This is a genomic window from Enterobacter sp. MF024, from assembly GCF_005843915.1.
GTDB classification, from domain to species: Bacteria; Pseudomonadota; Gammaproteobacteria; order Enterobacterales; family Enterobacteriaceae; genus Enterobacter; species Enterobacter barmai.
In genome coordinates, this window is sequence record NZ_VCBB01000009.1 from 59,038 (window position 1) to 73,711 (window position 14,674).

Consider the following 14,674-nt stretch of genomic DNA (forward strand, 5'->3'; position numbering starts at 1 on the left):
GATAATAAGAAGGAGTACCCTATGAAACGCAAAGTTATCGTTGCCTGTGGCGGTGCCGTCGCGACCTCCACCATGGCCGCAGAAGAGATCAAAGAGCTGTGTGAAGCCCACAACATCACGCTGGATCTGGTCCAGTGCCGGGTCACCGAAATTGAGACCTATATGGACGGGGCGGATCTGATCTGCACCACCGCGAAAGTCAATCGCACCTTTGGCGACATCCCGGTGGTCCACGGCATGCCGTTTGTGTCGGGCGTCGGCATTGAAGCCCTGCAGCAAAAAAACCTGACCATCCTCGAGGGATAAGATCATGTTTACCGAAATCATGCGGTATATCCTCGATCTTGGGCCGACGGTCATGCTGCCCATCGTCATCATCATCTTCTCGAAGCTGCTGGGGATGAAGCTGGGCGACTGCTTTAAATCCGGCCTGCATATCGGGATTGGCTTTGTCGGGATCGGGCTGGTTATCGGCCTGATGCTCGACTCCATCGGCCCGGCGGCCAAAGCGATGGCCGAGCAGTTCCAGATCAATCTTCACGTTGTGGACGTCGGCTGGCCGGGCTCATCCCCCATGACCTGGGCCTCGCAGATTGCGCTGGTGGCGATCCCGGTGGCGATTGGCGTTAACGTGCTGATGCTGGTCACCCGCATGACCCGCGTGGTGAACGTCGATATCTGGAACATCTGGCACATGACCTTTACCGGGGCGATGCTGCACCTGGCGACCGGCTCTTACTGGCTCGGCATTCTCGGCGTGGTGGTTCACGCGGCCTTTGTCTACAAGCTGGGCGACTGGTTTGCGAAGGACACGCGGGACTTCTTTGGTCTCGACGGGATCGCCATTCCGCACGGGTCATCCGCTTACCTTGGCCCCATCGCGGTGCTGGTCGACACCCTTATCGAGAAGATCCCGGGGCTCAGGAACATTCACTTCAGCGCCGACGATGTGCAAAAACGCTTTGGCCCGTTTGGTGAGCCGGTCACCGTCGGGTTCGTGATGGGGCTGGTCATCGGCCTGCTGGCGGGATACGACGCGAAAAACGTCCTGCAGCTGGCGGTGAAAACCGCCGCCGTGATGCTGCTGATGCCGCGCGTCATCAAGCCCATCATGGATGGTCTAACGCCGATTGCCAAACATGCCCGTAAACGTCTGCAGGCGAAGTTTGGCGGCCGGGAGTTCCTGATCGGCCTCGATCCGGCGCTGCTGCTGGGGCACACCTCGGTGGTCTCCGCCAGCCTGATCTTTATCCCGCTCACCATCCTGATTGCGGTGCTGGTGCCGGGTAACCAGGTCCTGCCGTTTGGCGACCTCGCGACCATCGGCTTCTTCGTCGCCATGGCCGTGGCGGTGCATCAGGGCAACCTGTTCCGCACCCTGATCTCAGGCGTCATCATCATGGGCATCACCCTGTGGATCGCCACCCAGACCATCGGCCTGCACACGCAGCTTGCGGAGAATGCCGGGGCGCTGAAAGCGGGCGGGATGGTGGCCTCCATGGACCAGGGCGGCTCGCCCGTCACCTGGCTGCTGATCCAGCTCTTCACCTGGCAAAACGTCGTGGGATTCGTGGTGATTGGCGCCATCTACACCAGCGGCGTGCTGCTCACCTGGCGTCGCGCCCGGGCCTTTACGGCGGCCGAAAAAGCACGGGCGCTACAGAGCCAGACGGCTTCTTAATATCCGGGGAGCGCTGCTCCCCTCTTTTTTCTGGAGTGAATCATGAAATCAGTGGTAATTCATGCTGAGGGGCGCGTGCGCGTAGAAGAGCGCCCTGTCCCGCACATTCAGGCTGAGGACGACGTGCTGGTGCGCGTCGTCTGCTCGGGGCTTTGCGGGTCGGACATCCCGCGTATTTTTGCCAAAGGAGCGCACTACTACCCCATCACCCTGGGCCATGAATTTAGCGGCTATGTTGAAGCCTGCGGTACTGGGGTTAACGATTTGCAGGCTGGCGATGCGGTGGCCTGCGTGCCGCTGCTGCCCTGCTTTACCTGTCCGGAGTGTGAAAAAGGCTTCTTCTCGCTCTGTAAGCAGTATCAGTTTGTCGGCTCCCGCAGCGAGGGGGGCAACGCGGAGTATATCGTGGTGAAGCGCGCCAACCTGTTCCGCCTGCCCGCAGAGATGACCATAGAGGACGGGGCGTTTATCGAGCCCATCACCGTGGGGCTGCATGCGTTCCATCTTGCCCAGGGCTGCGAAGGTAAAAACGTTATCATCGTCGGGGCGGGCACCATTGGCCTGCTGGCCATGCAGTGCGCCCTGGCGTTAGGTGCGGCAAGCGTTACCGCCATTGATATCAATGACGACAAGCTGGCGCTGGCGACAGCCCTGGGGGCGACGCAGGTCTACAACAGCAAAACCCTGAGCGCGGAAGAGATACTGGCAGCCCTTCACGACACCCGTTTCGATCAGCTGGTGCTGGAGACGGCCGGTACGCCGCAAACCGTCGCCCTTGCTATCGACATTGCCGGGCCCCGCGCCCAGGTGGCGCTGGTGGGCACCCTGCATCACGACCTGACGCTCTCCTCCGCAACCTTCGGCAGGATCCTGCGTAAAGAGCTGACCCTGCTGGGCAGCTGGATGAACTACTCCGCGCCCTGGCCGGGTGAAGAGTGGGAAACCGCGGCCCGTCTTCTCAACGAGAAAAAATTGCAGCTCGCGCCCCTGATCGCCCATACCGGCAACAGCGAAAGTTTTGCCAGCGCCATTCAGGCACTGAATGGATCCCCGATGCAGGGCAAAATCCTGCTACGGCTGGATTGAGCCCACGAGCCAGCAACCGGAGCTGGCTCACATTTACTTTCGAACGCTAGCGTTCAACTTTCGCATCCCTTCGATTAAACTGGAGCGAGTTAATAATCAGGCAAAACAAAATGAACTCATTTGAGCGAAGGAACAAAATCGTCGATCTGGTGAATACCAACGGCAGCGTATTGGTGCTCGACCTTTCGAATTCTTTTGGCATCTCCGAGGTGACCATCCGCGCCGATCTGCGTCTGCTGGAAGAGAAAGGTCTGGTGACCCGCTTTCACGGGGGGGCCGCCAGGCCGGGCAGCAATCTGGCCGAGAACGAAAGCCAGGAGGTGCTGCTGGAAGATCGCTACAGCCTCGCCAGCGACCCGAAAAAACGCATCGCCCTTGCCGCCGTGGCAATGATTGAAGAGGGGATGACGGTGATTTTAGACAGCGGCAGCACCACCATGCTGATCGCTGAAGCGCTGGCGAAGAAGGCCAATATTACGGTGATCACCAACAGCCTGCCCGCCGCCTTTGCGCTCTCCGACAATAAAGACATCACCCTGGTGGTGTGCGGCGGCACGGTGCGCCACAAGACTCACTCCATGCATGGCACCATCGCCGAACGCTCGCTGGCAGGCATCAGCGCCGACCTGATGTTTGTCGGCGCCGACGGGATCGACACCACCAACGGTATCACCACCTTCAACGAAGGCTATTCGATCAGCAGCGTAATGGCGGCAGCCGCGCATAAGGTAGTTGCGGTGCTGGACGCGAGCAAATTCAACCGTCGCGGGTTTAACCAGGTGCTGCCGATGGAGAAGATTGACTGCGTGATTACCGACGAAGGGATCGGTGAGAAAGAGCTGAAGAACCTGAAACAAACGTCAGTTGAGCTCATTGTGGTTTAACTGCGCGCGGTGAAAATGCCCGATGGCGCTTCGCTTATCGGGCCTACGATTATTCTGTAGGCCGGGTAAGCGCAGCGCCACCCGGCAAAGCCACTTACTCCCCCTGCTGCTCCAGGGCGTACTTATACAGCGCATTCTTTTTCACGCCGTGGATCTCCGCCGCCAGCGCCGCCGCTTTCTTCAGCGGCAGTTCGGCCTGCAGCAGCGCGAGGGTGCGCAGGGCATCGGCAGGCAGGGCGTCCTCCTCGGCTTTGTGCCCTTCGACAATCAGCACCATCTCGCCCTTGCGGCGGTTTTCGTCCTCTTTTACCCATGCCAGCAGCTCGCCCACCGGCAGGCCGTGAATAGTCTCCCAGGTTTTGGTCAGCTCGCGGGCCAGGACCACGTAACGCGCTTCGCCCCAGACGGCGACCATGTCTTCCAGGCTCTCCAGCAGACGGTGGGTGGATTCGTAGAAGATCAGCGTGCGCGGCTCGGCTTCCAGCGCCTTGAGCACGTCGCGACGGCCCTTGGATTTAGCGGGCAGGAAGCCTTCGTAGCAGAAGCGATCCGACGGCAGGCCCGCCGCGCTCAGGGCGGCAATGGCGGCGCACGGCCCCGGCAACGGCACCACACGGATGCCCGCCTCGCGGCAGGTGCGCACCAGGTGATAACCCGGGTCGTTAATCAGCGGCGTTCCGGCATCGGACACCAGGGCGATGCTCTGCCCCTCTTTCAGCTTCGCCACCAGCATGGCCGCTTTTTGCTGCTCGTTATGATCGTGCAGAGCAAACATTCGGGCGTTGATGGCGAAATGTTGCAGCAGCAGGCCAGTATGGCGGGTATCTTCAGCCGCAATAAGATCAACGCTCTGCAAGACGGTGAGGGCACGTTGGGTAATATCAGATAAATTCCCGATAGGAGTAGGTACAATATAAAGCTGACCCTGAGAATTATCTGCCGTTTCGTGTTGTTTCATTGTTTCATCCGTATTGCCGATTTAATATTGAGCATTGCGTAAAAAATATCACTGGATACAGTATGGTACCCTTAACGTTTCTTCATAATAAAGTCGCGCGCAGCCTTCCGCTGGTGCTGGCAGCCCTGTTCTTTGCAGGCTGTGGCACACAGGCGCCCGATCAAAGTGCTGCCCATATGGAGGGTACAGCGCAGGCTGACTCCGGCTTCTATCTGCACCAGATGGAGCAGAGCTCGAATGATACCCGGATCAACTGGCAATTACTCGCCATTCGTGCACTGCTTAAAGAAGGTAAAACCCAGCACGCCGCCGATCTCTTTAACCAGCTGCCGCAGGATTTGAACGATACCCAGCGCCGCGAGCAGTCGCTGCTGGCCGCCGAGCTGAAAATTGCCCAGAACGACGCTGCCGGCGCGAAAAAGATCCTCGGCAGTATCGACATCGGTACGCTGGATAAAAACCAGCAGGCGCGTTTCTGGCAGGCCGGTATCGCCGCGGAACAGGGGCGCCCTTCCCTGACGCTGCTGCGGGCGCTGATTGCCCAGGAGCCGCTGCTCTCCGCTGCGGAAAAACAGAAAAATATCGACGCCACCTGGCAGACGCTCTCTGCCATGAATCCGGATCAGGCCAATGCGCTGGTGATCAACGCTGACGAAAATGTCCTCCAGGGCTGGCTGGATCTGCAGCGCGTCTGGTTCGATAACCGCAACGATCCGAACATGCTGAAAGCCGGGATCAAAGACTGGCAGACCCGCTACCCGAACAATCCGGGTGCCACCATGCTGCCCACGCAGCTGGTTAACGTGCAGAACTTCAAGCCTGCCTCCACCAGCAAAATCGCCCTGCTGCTGCCGTTAGGTGGCCAGGCCGCCGTCTTTGGCCGCACTATCCAGCAAGGTTTTGAAGCCGCGAGAAACGGTACCGCCGCCGTCGCGGGCAGCGCGGTTCCCGCCCAGGTCGCCCAGGCGGCTAACGCCGGCGATGTGGTGAGCCCGTCCGCCGCTGAAACCACCGATCTGACCACCGCCCAGCCTGTCGCCGCGCCGGAAGGCACAATGCAGAACCCGGTTCAGGCACCTGCCACTCCGCAGCCTGTCGCCGCGCCGGAAAGCAGCGTGCAGGAGCCGGTACAGACTCCGGCGACGACAGACACAACTCAGCCCGTCGCCCAGCCACAGGCCACGGCTAATCCGTCTGCCGAGATAAAAGTGTATGACACCAGCACCCAGCCGCTCGATCAGGTGCTGAATCAGGTGCAGCAGGATGGGGCCAGCATCGTGGTCGGCCCGCTGCTGAAAAATAACGTAGAAGAGCTGGTGAGAAGTAACACCCCGCTGAACGTGCTGGCGCTGAACCAGCCGGAGCAGGTGCAGAATCGCCCGAACGTCTGCTACTTCGCCCTGTCACCGGAAGACGAAGCTCGCGATGCGGCGCGCCATATCCATGAGCAGGGTAAGCAGGCTCCCCTGCTGCTGACCCCGCGTAGCCAACTGGGCGATCGCGTTGCTACCGCCTTTGCCCAGGAGTGGCAACAGCTGGGCGGCGGCATCGTTCTGCAGCAGAAATTTGGCTCAACCTCAGAACTTCGCGCGGGCGTTAACGGCGGAGCGGGTATTGCCCTCAGCGGCAGCCCGGTTACGGCCAGCCTGCCACAGCAGCAGGGCGTGACCATCGGCGGCCTGACCATTCCGGCACCGCCAACGGATGCGCAGATTAGCGGCGGCGGAAACGTGGATGCGGCCTACATCGTCGCCACCCCGGAAGAGATCGCCTTTATCAAACCGATGATCGCCATGCGTAACGGCAGCCAGGCGGGCGTGTCGCTGTATGCCAGCTCCCGCAGCGCGCAGGGCACCGCCGGTCCGGACTTCCGTCTCGAAATGGAAGGGCTGCAGTACAGCGAAATCCCGATGCTCGCCGGGGCGAATCCTGAGCTGATGCAGCAGGCGCTCAGCAGCGTGCGTAACGACTACTCCCTGGCGCGCCTGTATGCCATGGGCGTGGATGCCTGGGCGCTGGCGAACCATTTCACCCAGATGCGCCAGGTGCCGGGCTTTACCCTTAACGGCAACACCGGCGATCTCACCGCCACCCAGGACTGCGTGATTAACAGGAAGTTATCATGGCTCAAATACCAGCAGGGGCAGATCGTTCCGGCCAGTTAACCCGCAAACAGACCGGCGACGCGCGTGAATTACAGGCGCGTCGCTGGCTTGAGAGCAAAGGACTGCGCTTTATCGCCGCCAACGTCCGCGGACGCGGCGGCGAAATTGACCTTATCATGCAGGATGGCCCGGCTATCGTCTTCATTGAGGTGCGTTACCGCCAGTCATCCCGTTACGGCGGTGCCGCCGCCAGCGTGACCCGGGCCAAGCAACATAAATTATTACACACCGCCCAGTTGTGGCTTGCCCGGCATAATGGCAGCTTTGACACTGTGGATTGCCGGTTCGATGTGGTAGCCTTCACCGGAAACGCCATCGAATGGTTCAAAAACGCCTTCGGCGCAGACGCGTAAATCAGATCGTTAAGGGATACCGTGCTCGAAAGAATTAAGGTTTGCTTCACGGAAAGCATTCAGACTCAGATTGCAGCAGCAGAAGCGCTGCCGGACGCCATCTCCCGCGCGGCGATGACCCTGGTTCAGTCCCTGCTTAACGGCAACAAAATCCTCTGTTGTGGCAACGGCACCTCAGCCGCCAACGCACAGCATTTTGCTGCCAGTATGATCAATCGTTTTGAGACAGAGCGTCCAAGTTTACCTGCCATTGCACTCAACACCGATAACGTGGTCTTAACGGCGATTGCCAACGATCGTCTTCATGATGAGATCTACGCCAAACAGGTGCGCGCGTTAGGGCATGCCGGTGATGTATTGCTGGCGATCTCCACGCGCGGCAACAGCCGCGACATCGTCAAAGCCGTTGAAGCGGCGGTGACCCGCGATATGACCATCGTGGCGCTGACCGGCTACGATGGCGGCGAACTGGCGGGGCTGTTGGGTCCGCATGATGTTGAGATCCGTATTCCTTCCCACCGCAGCGCGCGCATTCAGGAGATGCACATGCTGACGGTGAACTGTTTATGCGATCTGATCGATAACACGCTTTTCCCTCACCAGGATGATTAAGGAGTATACATGAAGGCACTTTCGCCCCTCGCAGTCCTTATTTCTGCGCTGCTGCTTCAGGGATGTGTCGCTGCAGCGGTAGTGGGTACCGCCGCTGTGAGCACCAAGGCCGCGACTGACCCGCGTACCGTGGGCACACAGGTGGATGACAGCACCCTGGAACTGCGCGTGAACAGCGCATTGTCCAAAGACCAACAGATTAAGAAAGAAGCGCGCATTAACGTCACGGCTTATCAGGGCAAAGTTCTGCTGGCCGGACAGGCACCGAATACCGAACTTGCCTCCCGCGCGAAGCAGATCGCAATGGGCGTAGACGGCGCGACCGAAGTGTTTAACGAAGTGCGTCAGGGCCAGCCGATTGGCCTGGGCGAGGCCTCAAACGACACCTGGATCACCACCAAAGTGCGCTCCCAGCTGCTGGGCAGCGATCAGGTGAAATCCTCTAACGTGAAGGTGACTACCGAGAACGGCGAAGTGTTCCTGCTCGGCCTGGTGACCGATCGCGAAGGCAAAGCGGCGGCGGATATCGCCAGCCGGGTGAGCGGCGTGAAACACGTCACCACCGCCTTTACCTACATCAAGTAAGCTCCCCCGCCCCCTGCCATCGGCAGGGGGCTGTTATCCCTCTCCCTTTGCCCTCTCCCTGATCTTCGCTGAGGGAATAATGTTAACCCCAGCCGGTGACGCGCTGAGCGCCTCCTGCAGCATCACCTCCGCCACATCCCGCGCTTCGACAGACTTCCAGTTACCAGGCAAAAAGCTAAACAGCGGCGCAAACAGCGACTCGCTGAAGCGATGCTTTTCCCGCTCGCCAAGCAGCATTGACGGGCGCACGATGGTCAGCCGCTCCCACTTCTGGGCGATCAGCGCCTCTTCCATTTTGCCTTTTACCTTGTTGTAGAAGAACGGCGAGTGCGCGTTGGCACCCATGGCGCTCACCACCAGCAGATGCTTCGCCCCGAGCCGTTTCCCGGTCAGCGCCGTGTCCACCACCAGGGTGTAATCGGCATGAATAAAGGCCTCTTTGCTGCCCGCCTCACGCCGGGTGGTGCCCAGACAGCAAAAGACGGTATCGACCGGATCCTGGACCTGCGCCAGGGCATCGGTCAGCTGTGGATCGTGAGGATTAAACACCCCTTCGATATCCCCAAGCGGACGACGCGTCGGGGCGGCGATATAGTTAATTTTCCGCTCCTGGATGAGCATACGCAGCAGGTGTCCGCCCACCAGGCCGGTCGCGCCGGTAATTAAAACCTGACTCATTACTCCTCCTTTGCAGATTAGTCCGTATGCGATTTCACGCTGCTCTACCACACTTAGTGGTCTGAACGTTAAGTATTTACCACAAGCTGAGAAAAAGCTGTCTGAAGCCAAAACAACGGAGGAAGCATGAGCAAGAAAATTGCGGTCTTGATCACCGACGAGTTTGAAGATTCAGAATTTACCTCGCCCGCCGAGGCGTTTCGTAAAGCGGGACACGAGGTGATTACAATCGAGAAAGAAGCGGGCAAAACGGTAAAAGGCCATAAGGGCGAAGCCAGCGTCACCATCGATAAAACCATCGATGAGGTGAGTCCGTCGGACTTTGACGCCCTGCTGCTGCCGGGTGGCCACTCCCCGGACTCCCTGCGCGGCGACGATCGTTTCGTTACCTTTACCCGCGATTTTGTCTCCAGCGGGAAACCGGTGTTTGCCATCTGCCACGGCCCACAGCTGCTGATCAGCGCTGAGGTTGTGCGCGGGCGTAAGCTCACCGCCGTGAAACCGATCGTTATCGATCTGAAAAACGCCGGGGCCGAATTCTTCGATCAGGAAGTGGTGGTCGATAAGGATCAGCTGGTTACCAGCCGGACGCCGGACGATCTGCCCGCCTTTAACCGCGAGGCATTACGCCTGCTCGGCGCGTAGCCAGTGAAGTTTTTTACCAAAGCCCAGCGTGTTGTCAGTGAACTTCAGTTCATCCAGACGGATTTCCCAGACCGGGGCTGACATCGCGGCGGCAACCGGAAAGCGGCGAATGTAGTGTTTACGCGTCGCGTCGCTTTCCTCCCCTTCCAGACGACGGATCTCTCCTTTGAACTGCAGACCGCGGATCAACGCCACGGTTTTGGGCTGGCCGTTGACCGTGCCTGCGACCTTCGCCTGCTGGCCTGTCATCTGCGCGTGACGGGTTTTATCTTCGCTTAACACGTAAAACGCGACGCGCTGCGGATCGTAATAGTAAAAGGCGTTGGCGCACCACAGCTCATCGTCATGATGCACACACCAGGTGACCACGTGCTGCTTCGCCAGCCAGCGATTGATGGCGGCCAGAGTTTCCATTTCGCTTCTCTCTCATGCTAAGGTGCGTTCACCTTAACATACTGAATCTGTCACCGTGTGCTGGTTTCTCTATCTGGTTCGAACCGCTGATAATGCGCTCTATACGGGCATCACAACCGATGTGCCGCGCCGCTTCCTGCAACATCAAACGGGAAAAGGGGCGAAGGCGTTACGTGGCAAAGGGGAGCTGACGCTGGCGTTTTCCGCGATCGTCGGGGATCGCTCGCTGGCGCTCCGGCTGGAGTACCGCATAAAACAGCTGACGAAGCGCCAGAAAGAGCGCCTCGTCAGCGGAGACGGGTCGTTTGAGGCGCTACGTGAGAGCCTGCAAACGTCGCTGATTAAAAGCGATTAAAGTGGTCGTGGTAATCCACCAGGCCGCTGACGCCGTTAAGCGCGTCGTCGGCAAGACGGTGGAGCTGGAACGCCGACTCGGTGCCCGGCCAGCGGCAGCGCAAATCGTAGTGCGCCGCTTTCTCGAAGCCCAGACGGCTGTAGAATTCCGGATCGCCCAGCGTTACCACGGCGGCATAGCCGAACTCATTGAGTGAATCCAGTCCTTCGTAAACCAGCTGGCGCGCCAGACCTTGTCCACGATAGTTTTCATCCACCGCCAGCGGTGCCATGCCAACCCACTGCAGATCTTCACCCTGCACGATGACCGGGCTGAAGGCGACATAGCCGATAACCTGCCCTTCATCATCGGTGGCGACCAGGCCCAGCGTAATCAGGCCGTCTTCACGAAGATCGCGAACCAGTTGCGCTTCAGCCTCACTTTCGAACGACCGGCGTAATAAGGCATCAATACCCGGGGCATCGATCCCAATTTCTACTCGAATCAACATGGCTCACCTACAGAAGTGTGTTTACTTTCCGGCGGCGTTTTCAGACCCGCCTCGACAAAATCGGCTAGTTGCATCAGCGCTACACGCAGCGTCTTCGGCATCTGTTCCAGTTCAATCGCATCCATCAGGTTTTTGACATACAGACCTAACTCGGTATCGCCTTCAATCACCAGACGACGCTGGAAGAAGAGCGTGTCAGGATCCTGCTTGCGTGCCGCGATCATCAGCAGGTCGCTGGCGTCAGCGCTGAAGCTGACGTCCGCCTCAGCGGATTCGCGCACCACCAGCTGCTCATTTTCAACGGAGGTGTACCAGCGCAGACCAATGTCCCGCACCTCGATACTTAACCAGCGCCCTTCCAGAAATTCCAGCTCGCCATCCGCCAGCGCCTGGCGGAATTGCCAGCTTAGCATCTGCTCCAGCACCTGGCGCTTCAGCGCAAAGGGGGCCAGCTTAACCGGCACGCTCAGCAGCGACGGGCCAAATTGTACGAGACGTGAACGCAGTTTATCCAGCACGAGCAATACTCCCTGATATCTATAGTCCTGATATTTTGCCATATCCAGTCGTCGGTATAGCGGCGTAAATCAACAAACCGACTTTCGATGTAACCCATTATTGGTGCCATCAATACGCCATTAGCTGCCTTAAATCAAAAATTGTCGCCGGATGGTTAACTAAAATCCCTGTTCGATAACAATTTTGCATCCCCGTGGGGCTGCGAACGTCAGGATAAATTATGGAGCTGCTCTGCCCTGCCGGGAACTTACCGGCGCTTAAGGCGGCCATCGAAAACGGCGCCGATGCGGTCTATATCGGGCTGAAGGACGATACCAATGCCCGTCACTTCGCTGGTCTCAATTTTACCGAGAAAAAGCTGCAGGAAGCGGTGAGCTTCGTACACCAACACCGCCGCAAGCTGCATATCGCTATTAATACCTTTGCCCACCCCGACGGCTATCAACGCTGGCAGCGCGCGGTGGATATGGCGGCCCAGCTGGGTGCCGACGCGCTGATTCTGGCGGATCTCGCCATGCTGGAGTACGCCGCGGAACGCTATCCGCACATTGAGCGCCATGTCTCCGTGCAGGCCTCAGCCACCAACGAAGAGGCCATTCGTTTTTACCATCGTCATTTCGACGTGTCGCGCGTGGTGCTGCCGCGCGTGCTCTCTATTCATCAGGTTAAGCAACTCGCGCGGGTCACGCCAGTTCCGCTGGAGGTTTTTGCCTTTGGCAGCCTGTGCATTATGGCTGAAGGGCGCTGCTACCTCTCCTCTTATCTCACCGGCGAATCCCCCAATACGGTGGGTGCCTGCTCCCCTGCGCGCTACGTGCGCTGGCAGCAGACGCCGCAGGGGCTGGAATCGCGTCTGAACGAGGTGCTGATCGACCGCTATCAGGACGGTGAAAACGCCGGCTATCCAACCCTGTGCAAAGGCCGCTATCTGGTGGATGGCGAGCGCTATCATGCCCTGGAGGAGCCCACCAGCCTCAACACCCTCGAGTTGCTGCCGGAGCTGCTGGCCGCCAACATCGCATCGGTGAAAATCGAAGGCCGCCAGCGCAGCCCGGCGTACGTCAGCCAGGTGGCAAAAGTGTGGCGTCAGGCGATCGACCGTTGCATGGCAAACCCGCAGAACTATGCCCCGCAAACGGCGTGGATGGAGACCCTCGGCGCGATGTCCGAAGGCACGCAAACCACGCTGGGTGCGTATCACCGTAAATGGCAGTGAGATAAAGCATGAAATATTCATTAGGACCGGTGCTCTACTACTGGTCAAAAGAGACGCTGGAAGACTTCTATCAGCAGGCGGCAACCAGCCAGGCCGATGTGATTTACCTCGGCGAGGCGGTGTGCAGTAAGCGTCGTGCCACCAAAGTGGGCGACTGGCTGGAGATGGCGAAAACCCTGGCCGACAGCGGCAAGCAGGTGGTGCTGTCAACGCTGGCGCTGGTGCAGGCCTCATCGGAACTGAACGAGCTGAAGCGCTACGTGGACAACGGCGAATTTCTGCTGGAAGCGAGCGATTTGGGCGTAGTGAACCTGTGCGCCGAGCGCAAGCTGCCATTTGTCGCCGGGCATGCGCTGAACTGCTACAACGCCGTGACCCTGCGCCTGCTGCTCAAACAGGGCATGACGCGCTGGTGCATGCCGGTGGAGCTTTCCCGCGACTGGCTGGTGAACATTCTGGCGCAGTGTGACGAGCTGGGGATCCGCAATCAGTTCGAGGTGGAGGTGCTCAGCTACGGGCATCTGCCGCTGGCCTACTCCGCCCGCTGCTTTACCGCGCGTTCAGAGGATCTGCCGAAAGACGAGTGCGAAACCTGCTGCATCAAATACCCGAACGGGCGCAGCATGCTGTCCCAGGAGAACCAGCAGGTGTTTGTCCTGAACGGTATTCAGACCATGAGCGGCTACGTTTACAACCTCGGCAACGAGCTGGCTTCGATGAAAGGGCTGGTAGATATGGTGCGTCTGTCGCCGCTGGGCACTGACACCTTTGCGATGATTGACGCCTTCCGCGCCAATGAAAATGGTACTGCCCCGCTGCCGCTGACTGCGAACAACGAATGTAACGGCTACTGGCGACGTCTGGCCGGGCTGGAGCTGCAGGACTAAAAAAAGCTCACTTTGTTAACAATGACTGTGAAATTTTAATGCACTATTAAAGATTCACCGTCGACAAAGTGAGCTGTTATGACTGATAAATCCATTCCGTTTTCGGTGCTGGACCTGGCGCCGATCCCTGAAGGCTCCTCGGCACGGGAAGCCTTTTCACACTCTCTTGATCTCGCCCGCCTGGCTGAACAGCGCGGCTACCATCGCTACTGGCTGGCGGAGCATCACAATATGGTCGGTATCGCCAGTGCGGCCACCTCGGTGCTGCTCGGCTATCTGGCGGCGAATACCACCACGCTGCATTTAGGCTCTGGCGGCGTGATGTTGCCTAACCACTCCCCGCTGGTGATTGCCGAGCAGTTTGGCACCCTCAACACCCTTTACCCGGGCCGCATCGATTTGGGTCTGGGCCGTGCGCCGGGCAGCGATCAGCCGACCATGCGCGCGTTGCGTCGCCATATGAGCGGGGATATCGATAACTTCCCGCGCGACGTGGCAGAGCTGGTGGACTGGTTTGACGCCCACGACCCGAACCCTCAGGTGCGTCCGGTGCCGGGCTACGGCGAGCAGATCCCGGTCTGGCTTTTAGGCTCCAGCCTCTACAGCGCGCAGCTGGCCGCACAGCTGGGCCTGCCGTTTGCTTTCGCCTCACACTTTGCGCCGGACATGCTGCATCAGGCGCTGCATCTTTATCGCACCAACTTTAAGCCCTCGGCGCGTCTGGAAAAACCGTACGCGATGGTGTGCATCAACATCATTGCGGCCGACAGCAATCGCGATGCGGAATTCCTGTTTACCTCCATGCAGCAGGCCTTTATGAAGCTGCGTCGCGGCGAGACGGGGCAGCTACCACCACCGGTGGAGAATATCCATCAGCTGTGGTCGGCCTCAGAGCAGTATGGCGTCCAGCAGGCGTTAAGCATGTCGCTGGTGGGGGACAAAGCGAAGGTGCGTCACGGGCTTGAAGCGGTGCTGCGCGAGACGCAGGCCGATGAGATCATGGCGAACGGGCAGATTTTCGATCATCAGGCGCGCCTGCATTCGTTCGATCTGGCAATGCAGGTGAAAGAAGAGTTGGTGGGGTAGCCTTTTTGCCGGATGGCGGCTTCGCCTTATCCGGCCTACGCGCTCCATGTAGGCCCGGTA

General features: G+C 59.1%; 17 protein-coding genes and 1 pseudogene. 13 read left to right on the top strand and 5 right to left on the bottom strand.

Annotation, left to right across the window (positions count from 1 at the left end; all coding sequences use genetic code 11):
* Positions 1-21: 21 nt before the first annotated feature.
* From gatB to FFB58_RS14695, 4 genes are all read left to right on the top strand, one after another.
* Positions 22-306: a PTS galactitol transporter subunit IIB gene (gene gatB / locus FFB58_RS14680; RefSeq protein ID WP_138370294.1), complete on the top strand. Its 285-nt coding sequence runs from the start codon at positions 22-24 to the stop codon at positions 304-306.
* A 4-nt stretch (positions 307-310) separates the two neighbouring features.
* Positions 311-1,681, top strand: coding sequence for a PTS galactitol transporter subunit IIC (locus FFB58_RS14685; protein ID WP_138370295.1), 1,371 nt, complete (start codon positions 311-313; stop codon positions 1,679-1,681).
* Positions 1,682-1,723: 42 nt separating this feature from the next.
* The gene (gatD, locus tag FFB58_RS14690; protein ID WP_138370296.1) at positions 1,724-2,767 is read left to right on the top strand and encodes a galactitol-1-phosphate 5-dehydrogenase; all 1,044 of its coding nucleotides are present in this window, start codon (positions 1,724-1,726) and stop codon (positions 2,765-2,767) included.
* A gap of 110 nt (positions 2,768-2,877) precedes the next feature.
* The gene (locus FFB58_RS14695; RefSeq protein ID WP_138370297.1) at positions 2,878-3,651 is read left to right on the top strand and encodes a DeoR/GlpR family DNA-binding transcription regulator; all 774 of its coding nucleotides are present in this window, start codon (positions 2,878-2,880) and stop codon (positions 3,649-3,651) included.
* A gap of 94 nt (positions 3,652-3,745) precedes the next feature.
* Here FFB58_RS14695 and rsmI read toward each other — a convergent pair whose 3' ends face one another.
* A complete protein-coding gene (gene rsmI, locus FFB58_RS14700) occupies positions 3,746-4,609 on the bottom strand; it encodes a 16S rRNA (cytidine(1402)-2'-O)-methyltransferase (RefSeq protein ID WP_039031672.1) in 864 nt (287 codons plus the stop codon).
* A gap of 62 nt (positions 4,610-4,671) precedes the next feature.
* Here rsmI and FFB58_RS14705 point away from each other — a divergent pair, with 62 nt between their 5' ends.
* Genes FFB58_RS14705 through dolP form a run of 4 tightly spaced genes read left to right on the top strand, consistent with a single transcriptional unit; the run spans position 4,672 to position 8,324 of the window.
* Positions 4,672-6,774, top strand: coding sequence for a penicillin-binding protein activator (locus FFB58_RS14705; protein WP_138370298.1), 2,103 nt, complete (start codon positions 4,672-4,674; stop codon positions 6,772-6,774).
* Positions 6,732-7,127 (top strand): YraN family protein, encoded by a 396-nt coding sequence (locus tag FFB58_RS14710; RefSeq protein ID WP_039031670.1) that lies wholly within the window; start codon positions 6,732-6,734, stop codon positions 7,125-7,127. Before FFB58_RS14705 ends, FFB58_RS14710 begins: the two co-directional genes overlap by 43 nt.
* A gap of 21 nt (positions 7,128-7,148) precedes the next feature.
* A complete protein-coding gene (gene diaA / locus FFB58_RS14715; protein ID WP_032614385.1) occupies positions 7,149-7,739 on the top strand; it encodes a DnaA initiator-associating protein DiaA in 591 nt (196 codons plus the stop codon).
* A gap of 9 nt (positions 7,740-7,748) precedes the next feature.
* Positions 7,749-8,324, top strand: coding sequence for a division/outer membrane stress-associated lipid-binding lipoprotein (gene dolP / locus FFB58_RS14720; protein ID WP_039031669.1), 576 nt, complete (start codon positions 7,749-7,751; stop codon positions 8,322-8,324).
* A gap of 33 nt (positions 8,325-8,357) precedes the next feature.
* Here the strand turns inward: dolP and FFB58_RS14725 are convergent, their stop codons facing one another.
* Entirely contained in the window at positions 8,358-9,002 is a 645-nt protein-coding gene (locus FFB58_RS14725; protein ID WP_039031668.1) for an NAD(P)H-binding protein, read from the bottom strand.
* A gap of 126 nt (positions 9,003-9,128) precedes the next feature.
* Here FFB58_RS14725 and FFB58_RS14730 point away from each other — a divergent pair, with 126 nt between their 5' ends.
* Positions 9,129-9,647: a type 1 glutamine amidotransferase domain-containing protein gene (locus FFB58_RS14730; protein WP_039031667.1), complete on the top strand. Its 519-nt coding sequence runs from the start codon at positions 9,129-9,131 to the stop codon at positions 9,645-9,647.
* Here the strand turns inward: FFB58_RS14730 and FFB58_RS14735 are convergent.
* Positions 9,627-10,061 (bottom strand): YhbP family protein, encoded by a 435-nt coding sequence (locus tag FFB58_RS14735; RefSeq protein ID WP_138370299.1) that lies wholly within the window; start codon positions 10,059-10,061, stop codon positions 9,627-9,629. The genes FFB58_RS14730 and FFB58_RS14735 overlap by 21 nt on opposite strands.
* A 14-nt stretch (positions 10,062-10,075) precedes the next feature.
* On the opposite strand from FFB58_RS14735, the pseudogene FFB58_RS14740 reads away from it, so the two are divergent.
* A pseudogene (locus FFB58_RS14740) lies at positions 10,076-10,416 on the top strand (GIY-YIG nuclease family protein).
* Here FFB58_RS14740 and FFB58_RS14745 read toward each other — a convergent pair.
* The gene (locus tag FFB58_RS14745; RefSeq protein WP_039031664.1) at positions 10,403-10,906 is read right to left on the bottom strand and encodes an N-acetyltransferase; all 504 of its coding nucleotides are present in this window, start codon (positions 10,904-10,906) and stop codon (positions 10,403-10,405) included. The pseudogene FFB58_RS14740 and the gene FFB58_RS14745 sit on opposite strands and share 14 nt — an antisense overlap.
* On the bottom strand, positions 10,900-11,424 hold the full coding sequence (locus tag FFB58_RS14750; RefSeq protein WP_138370300.1) for an SCP2 domain-containing protein: 525 nt from the start codon (positions 11,422-11,424) through the stop codon (positions 10,900-10,902). The genes FFB58_RS14745 and FFB58_RS14750 overlap by 7 nt, the downstream gene beginning before the upstream one ends.
* 221 nt (positions 11,425-11,645) lie before the next feature.
* On the opposite strand from FFB58_RS14750, the gene FFB58_RS14755 reads away from it, so the two are divergent.
* The 3 genes from FFB58_RS14755 to FFB58_RS14765 all read left to right on the top strand — a co-directional run bounded on the left by FFB58_RS14755 (position 11,646) and on the right by FFB58_RS14765 (position 14,614).
* The gene (locus FFB58_RS14755; RefSeq protein ID WP_039031662.1) at positions 11,646-12,641 is read left to right on the top strand and encodes a peptidase U32 family protein; all 996 of its coding nucleotides are present in this window, start codon (positions 11,646-11,648) and stop codon (positions 12,639-12,641) included.
* Between the two features lie 8 nt (positions 12,642-12,649).
* A complete protein-coding gene (locus tag FFB58_RS14760; RefSeq protein ID WP_039031661.1) occupies positions 12,650-13,528 on the top strand; it encodes a U32 family peptidase in 879 nt (292 codons plus the stop codon).
* Positions 13,529-13,606: 78 nt separating this feature from the next.
* Positions 13,607-14,614: a luciferase-like monooxygenase gene (locus tag FFB58_RS14765; protein WP_138370301.1), complete on the top strand. Its 1,008-nt coding sequence runs from the start codon at positions 13,607-13,609 to the stop codon at positions 14,612-14,614.
* Positions 14,615-14,674: the final 60 nt, after the last annotated feature.

Excerpts from the sequence above, each read along its gene's own strand:
- gatB (WP_138370294.1), top strand. The coding sequence starts at position 22 with ATGAAACGCAAAGTTATCGTTGCCTGTGGCGGTGCCGTCGCGACCTCC.
- FFB58_RS14685 (WP_138370295.1), top strand. The coding sequence starts at position 311 with ATGTTTACCGAAATCATGCGGTATATCCTCGATCTTGGGCCGACGGTC.
- gatD (WP_138370296.1), top strand. The coding sequence starts at position 1,724 with ATGAAATCAGTGGTAATTCATGCTGAGGGGCGCGTGCGCGTAGAAGAG.
- FFB58_RS14695 (WP_138370297.1), top strand. The coding sequence starts at position 2,878 with ATGAACTCATTTGAGCGAAGGAACAAAATCGTCGATCTGGTGAATACC.
- rsmI (WP_039031672.1), bottom strand. The coding sequence starts at position 4,609 with ATGAAACAACACGAAACGGCAGATAATTCTCAGGGTCAGCTTTATATT.
- FFB58_RS14705 (WP_138370298.1), top strand. The coding sequence starts at position 4,672 with ATGGTACCCTTAACGTTTCTTCATAATAAAGTCGCGCGCAGCCTTCCG.
- FFB58_RS14710 (WP_039031670.1), top strand. The coding sequence starts at position 6,732 with ATGGCTCAAATACCAGCAGGGGCAGATCGTTCCGGCCAGTTAACCCGC.
- dolP (WP_039031669.1), top strand. The coding sequence starts at position 7,749 with ATGAAGGCACTTTCGCCCCTCGCAGTCCTTATTTCTGCGCTGCTGCTT.
- FFB58_RS14725 (WP_039031668.1), bottom strand. The coding sequence starts at position 9,002 with ATGAGTCAGGTTTTAATTACCGGCGCGACCGGCCTGGTGGGCGGACAC.
- FFB58_RS14730 (WP_039031667.1), top strand. The coding sequence starts at position 9,129 with ATGAGCAAGAAAATTGCGGTCTTGATCACCGACGAGTTTGAAGATTCA.
- FFB58_RS14735 (WP_138370299.1), bottom strand. The coding sequence starts at position 10,061 with ATGGAAACTCTGGCCGCCATCAATCGCTGGCTGGCGAAGCAGCACGTG.
- FFB58_RS14745 (WP_039031664.1), bottom strand. The coding sequence starts at position 10,906 with ATGTTGATTCGAGTAGAAATTGGGATCGATGCCCCGGGTATTGATGCC.
- FFB58_RS14755 (WP_039031662.1), top strand. The coding sequence starts at position 11,646 with ATGGAGCTGCTCTGCCCTGCCGGGAACTTACCGGCGCTTAAGGCGGCC.
- FFB58_RS14760 (WP_039031661.1), top strand. The coding sequence starts at position 12,650 with ATGAAATATTCATTAGGACCGGTGCTCTACTACTGGTCAAAAGAGACG.
- FFB58_RS14765 (WP_138370301.1), top strand. The coding sequence starts at position 13,607 with ATGACTGATAAATCCATTCCGTTTTCGGTGCTGGACCTGGCGCCGATC.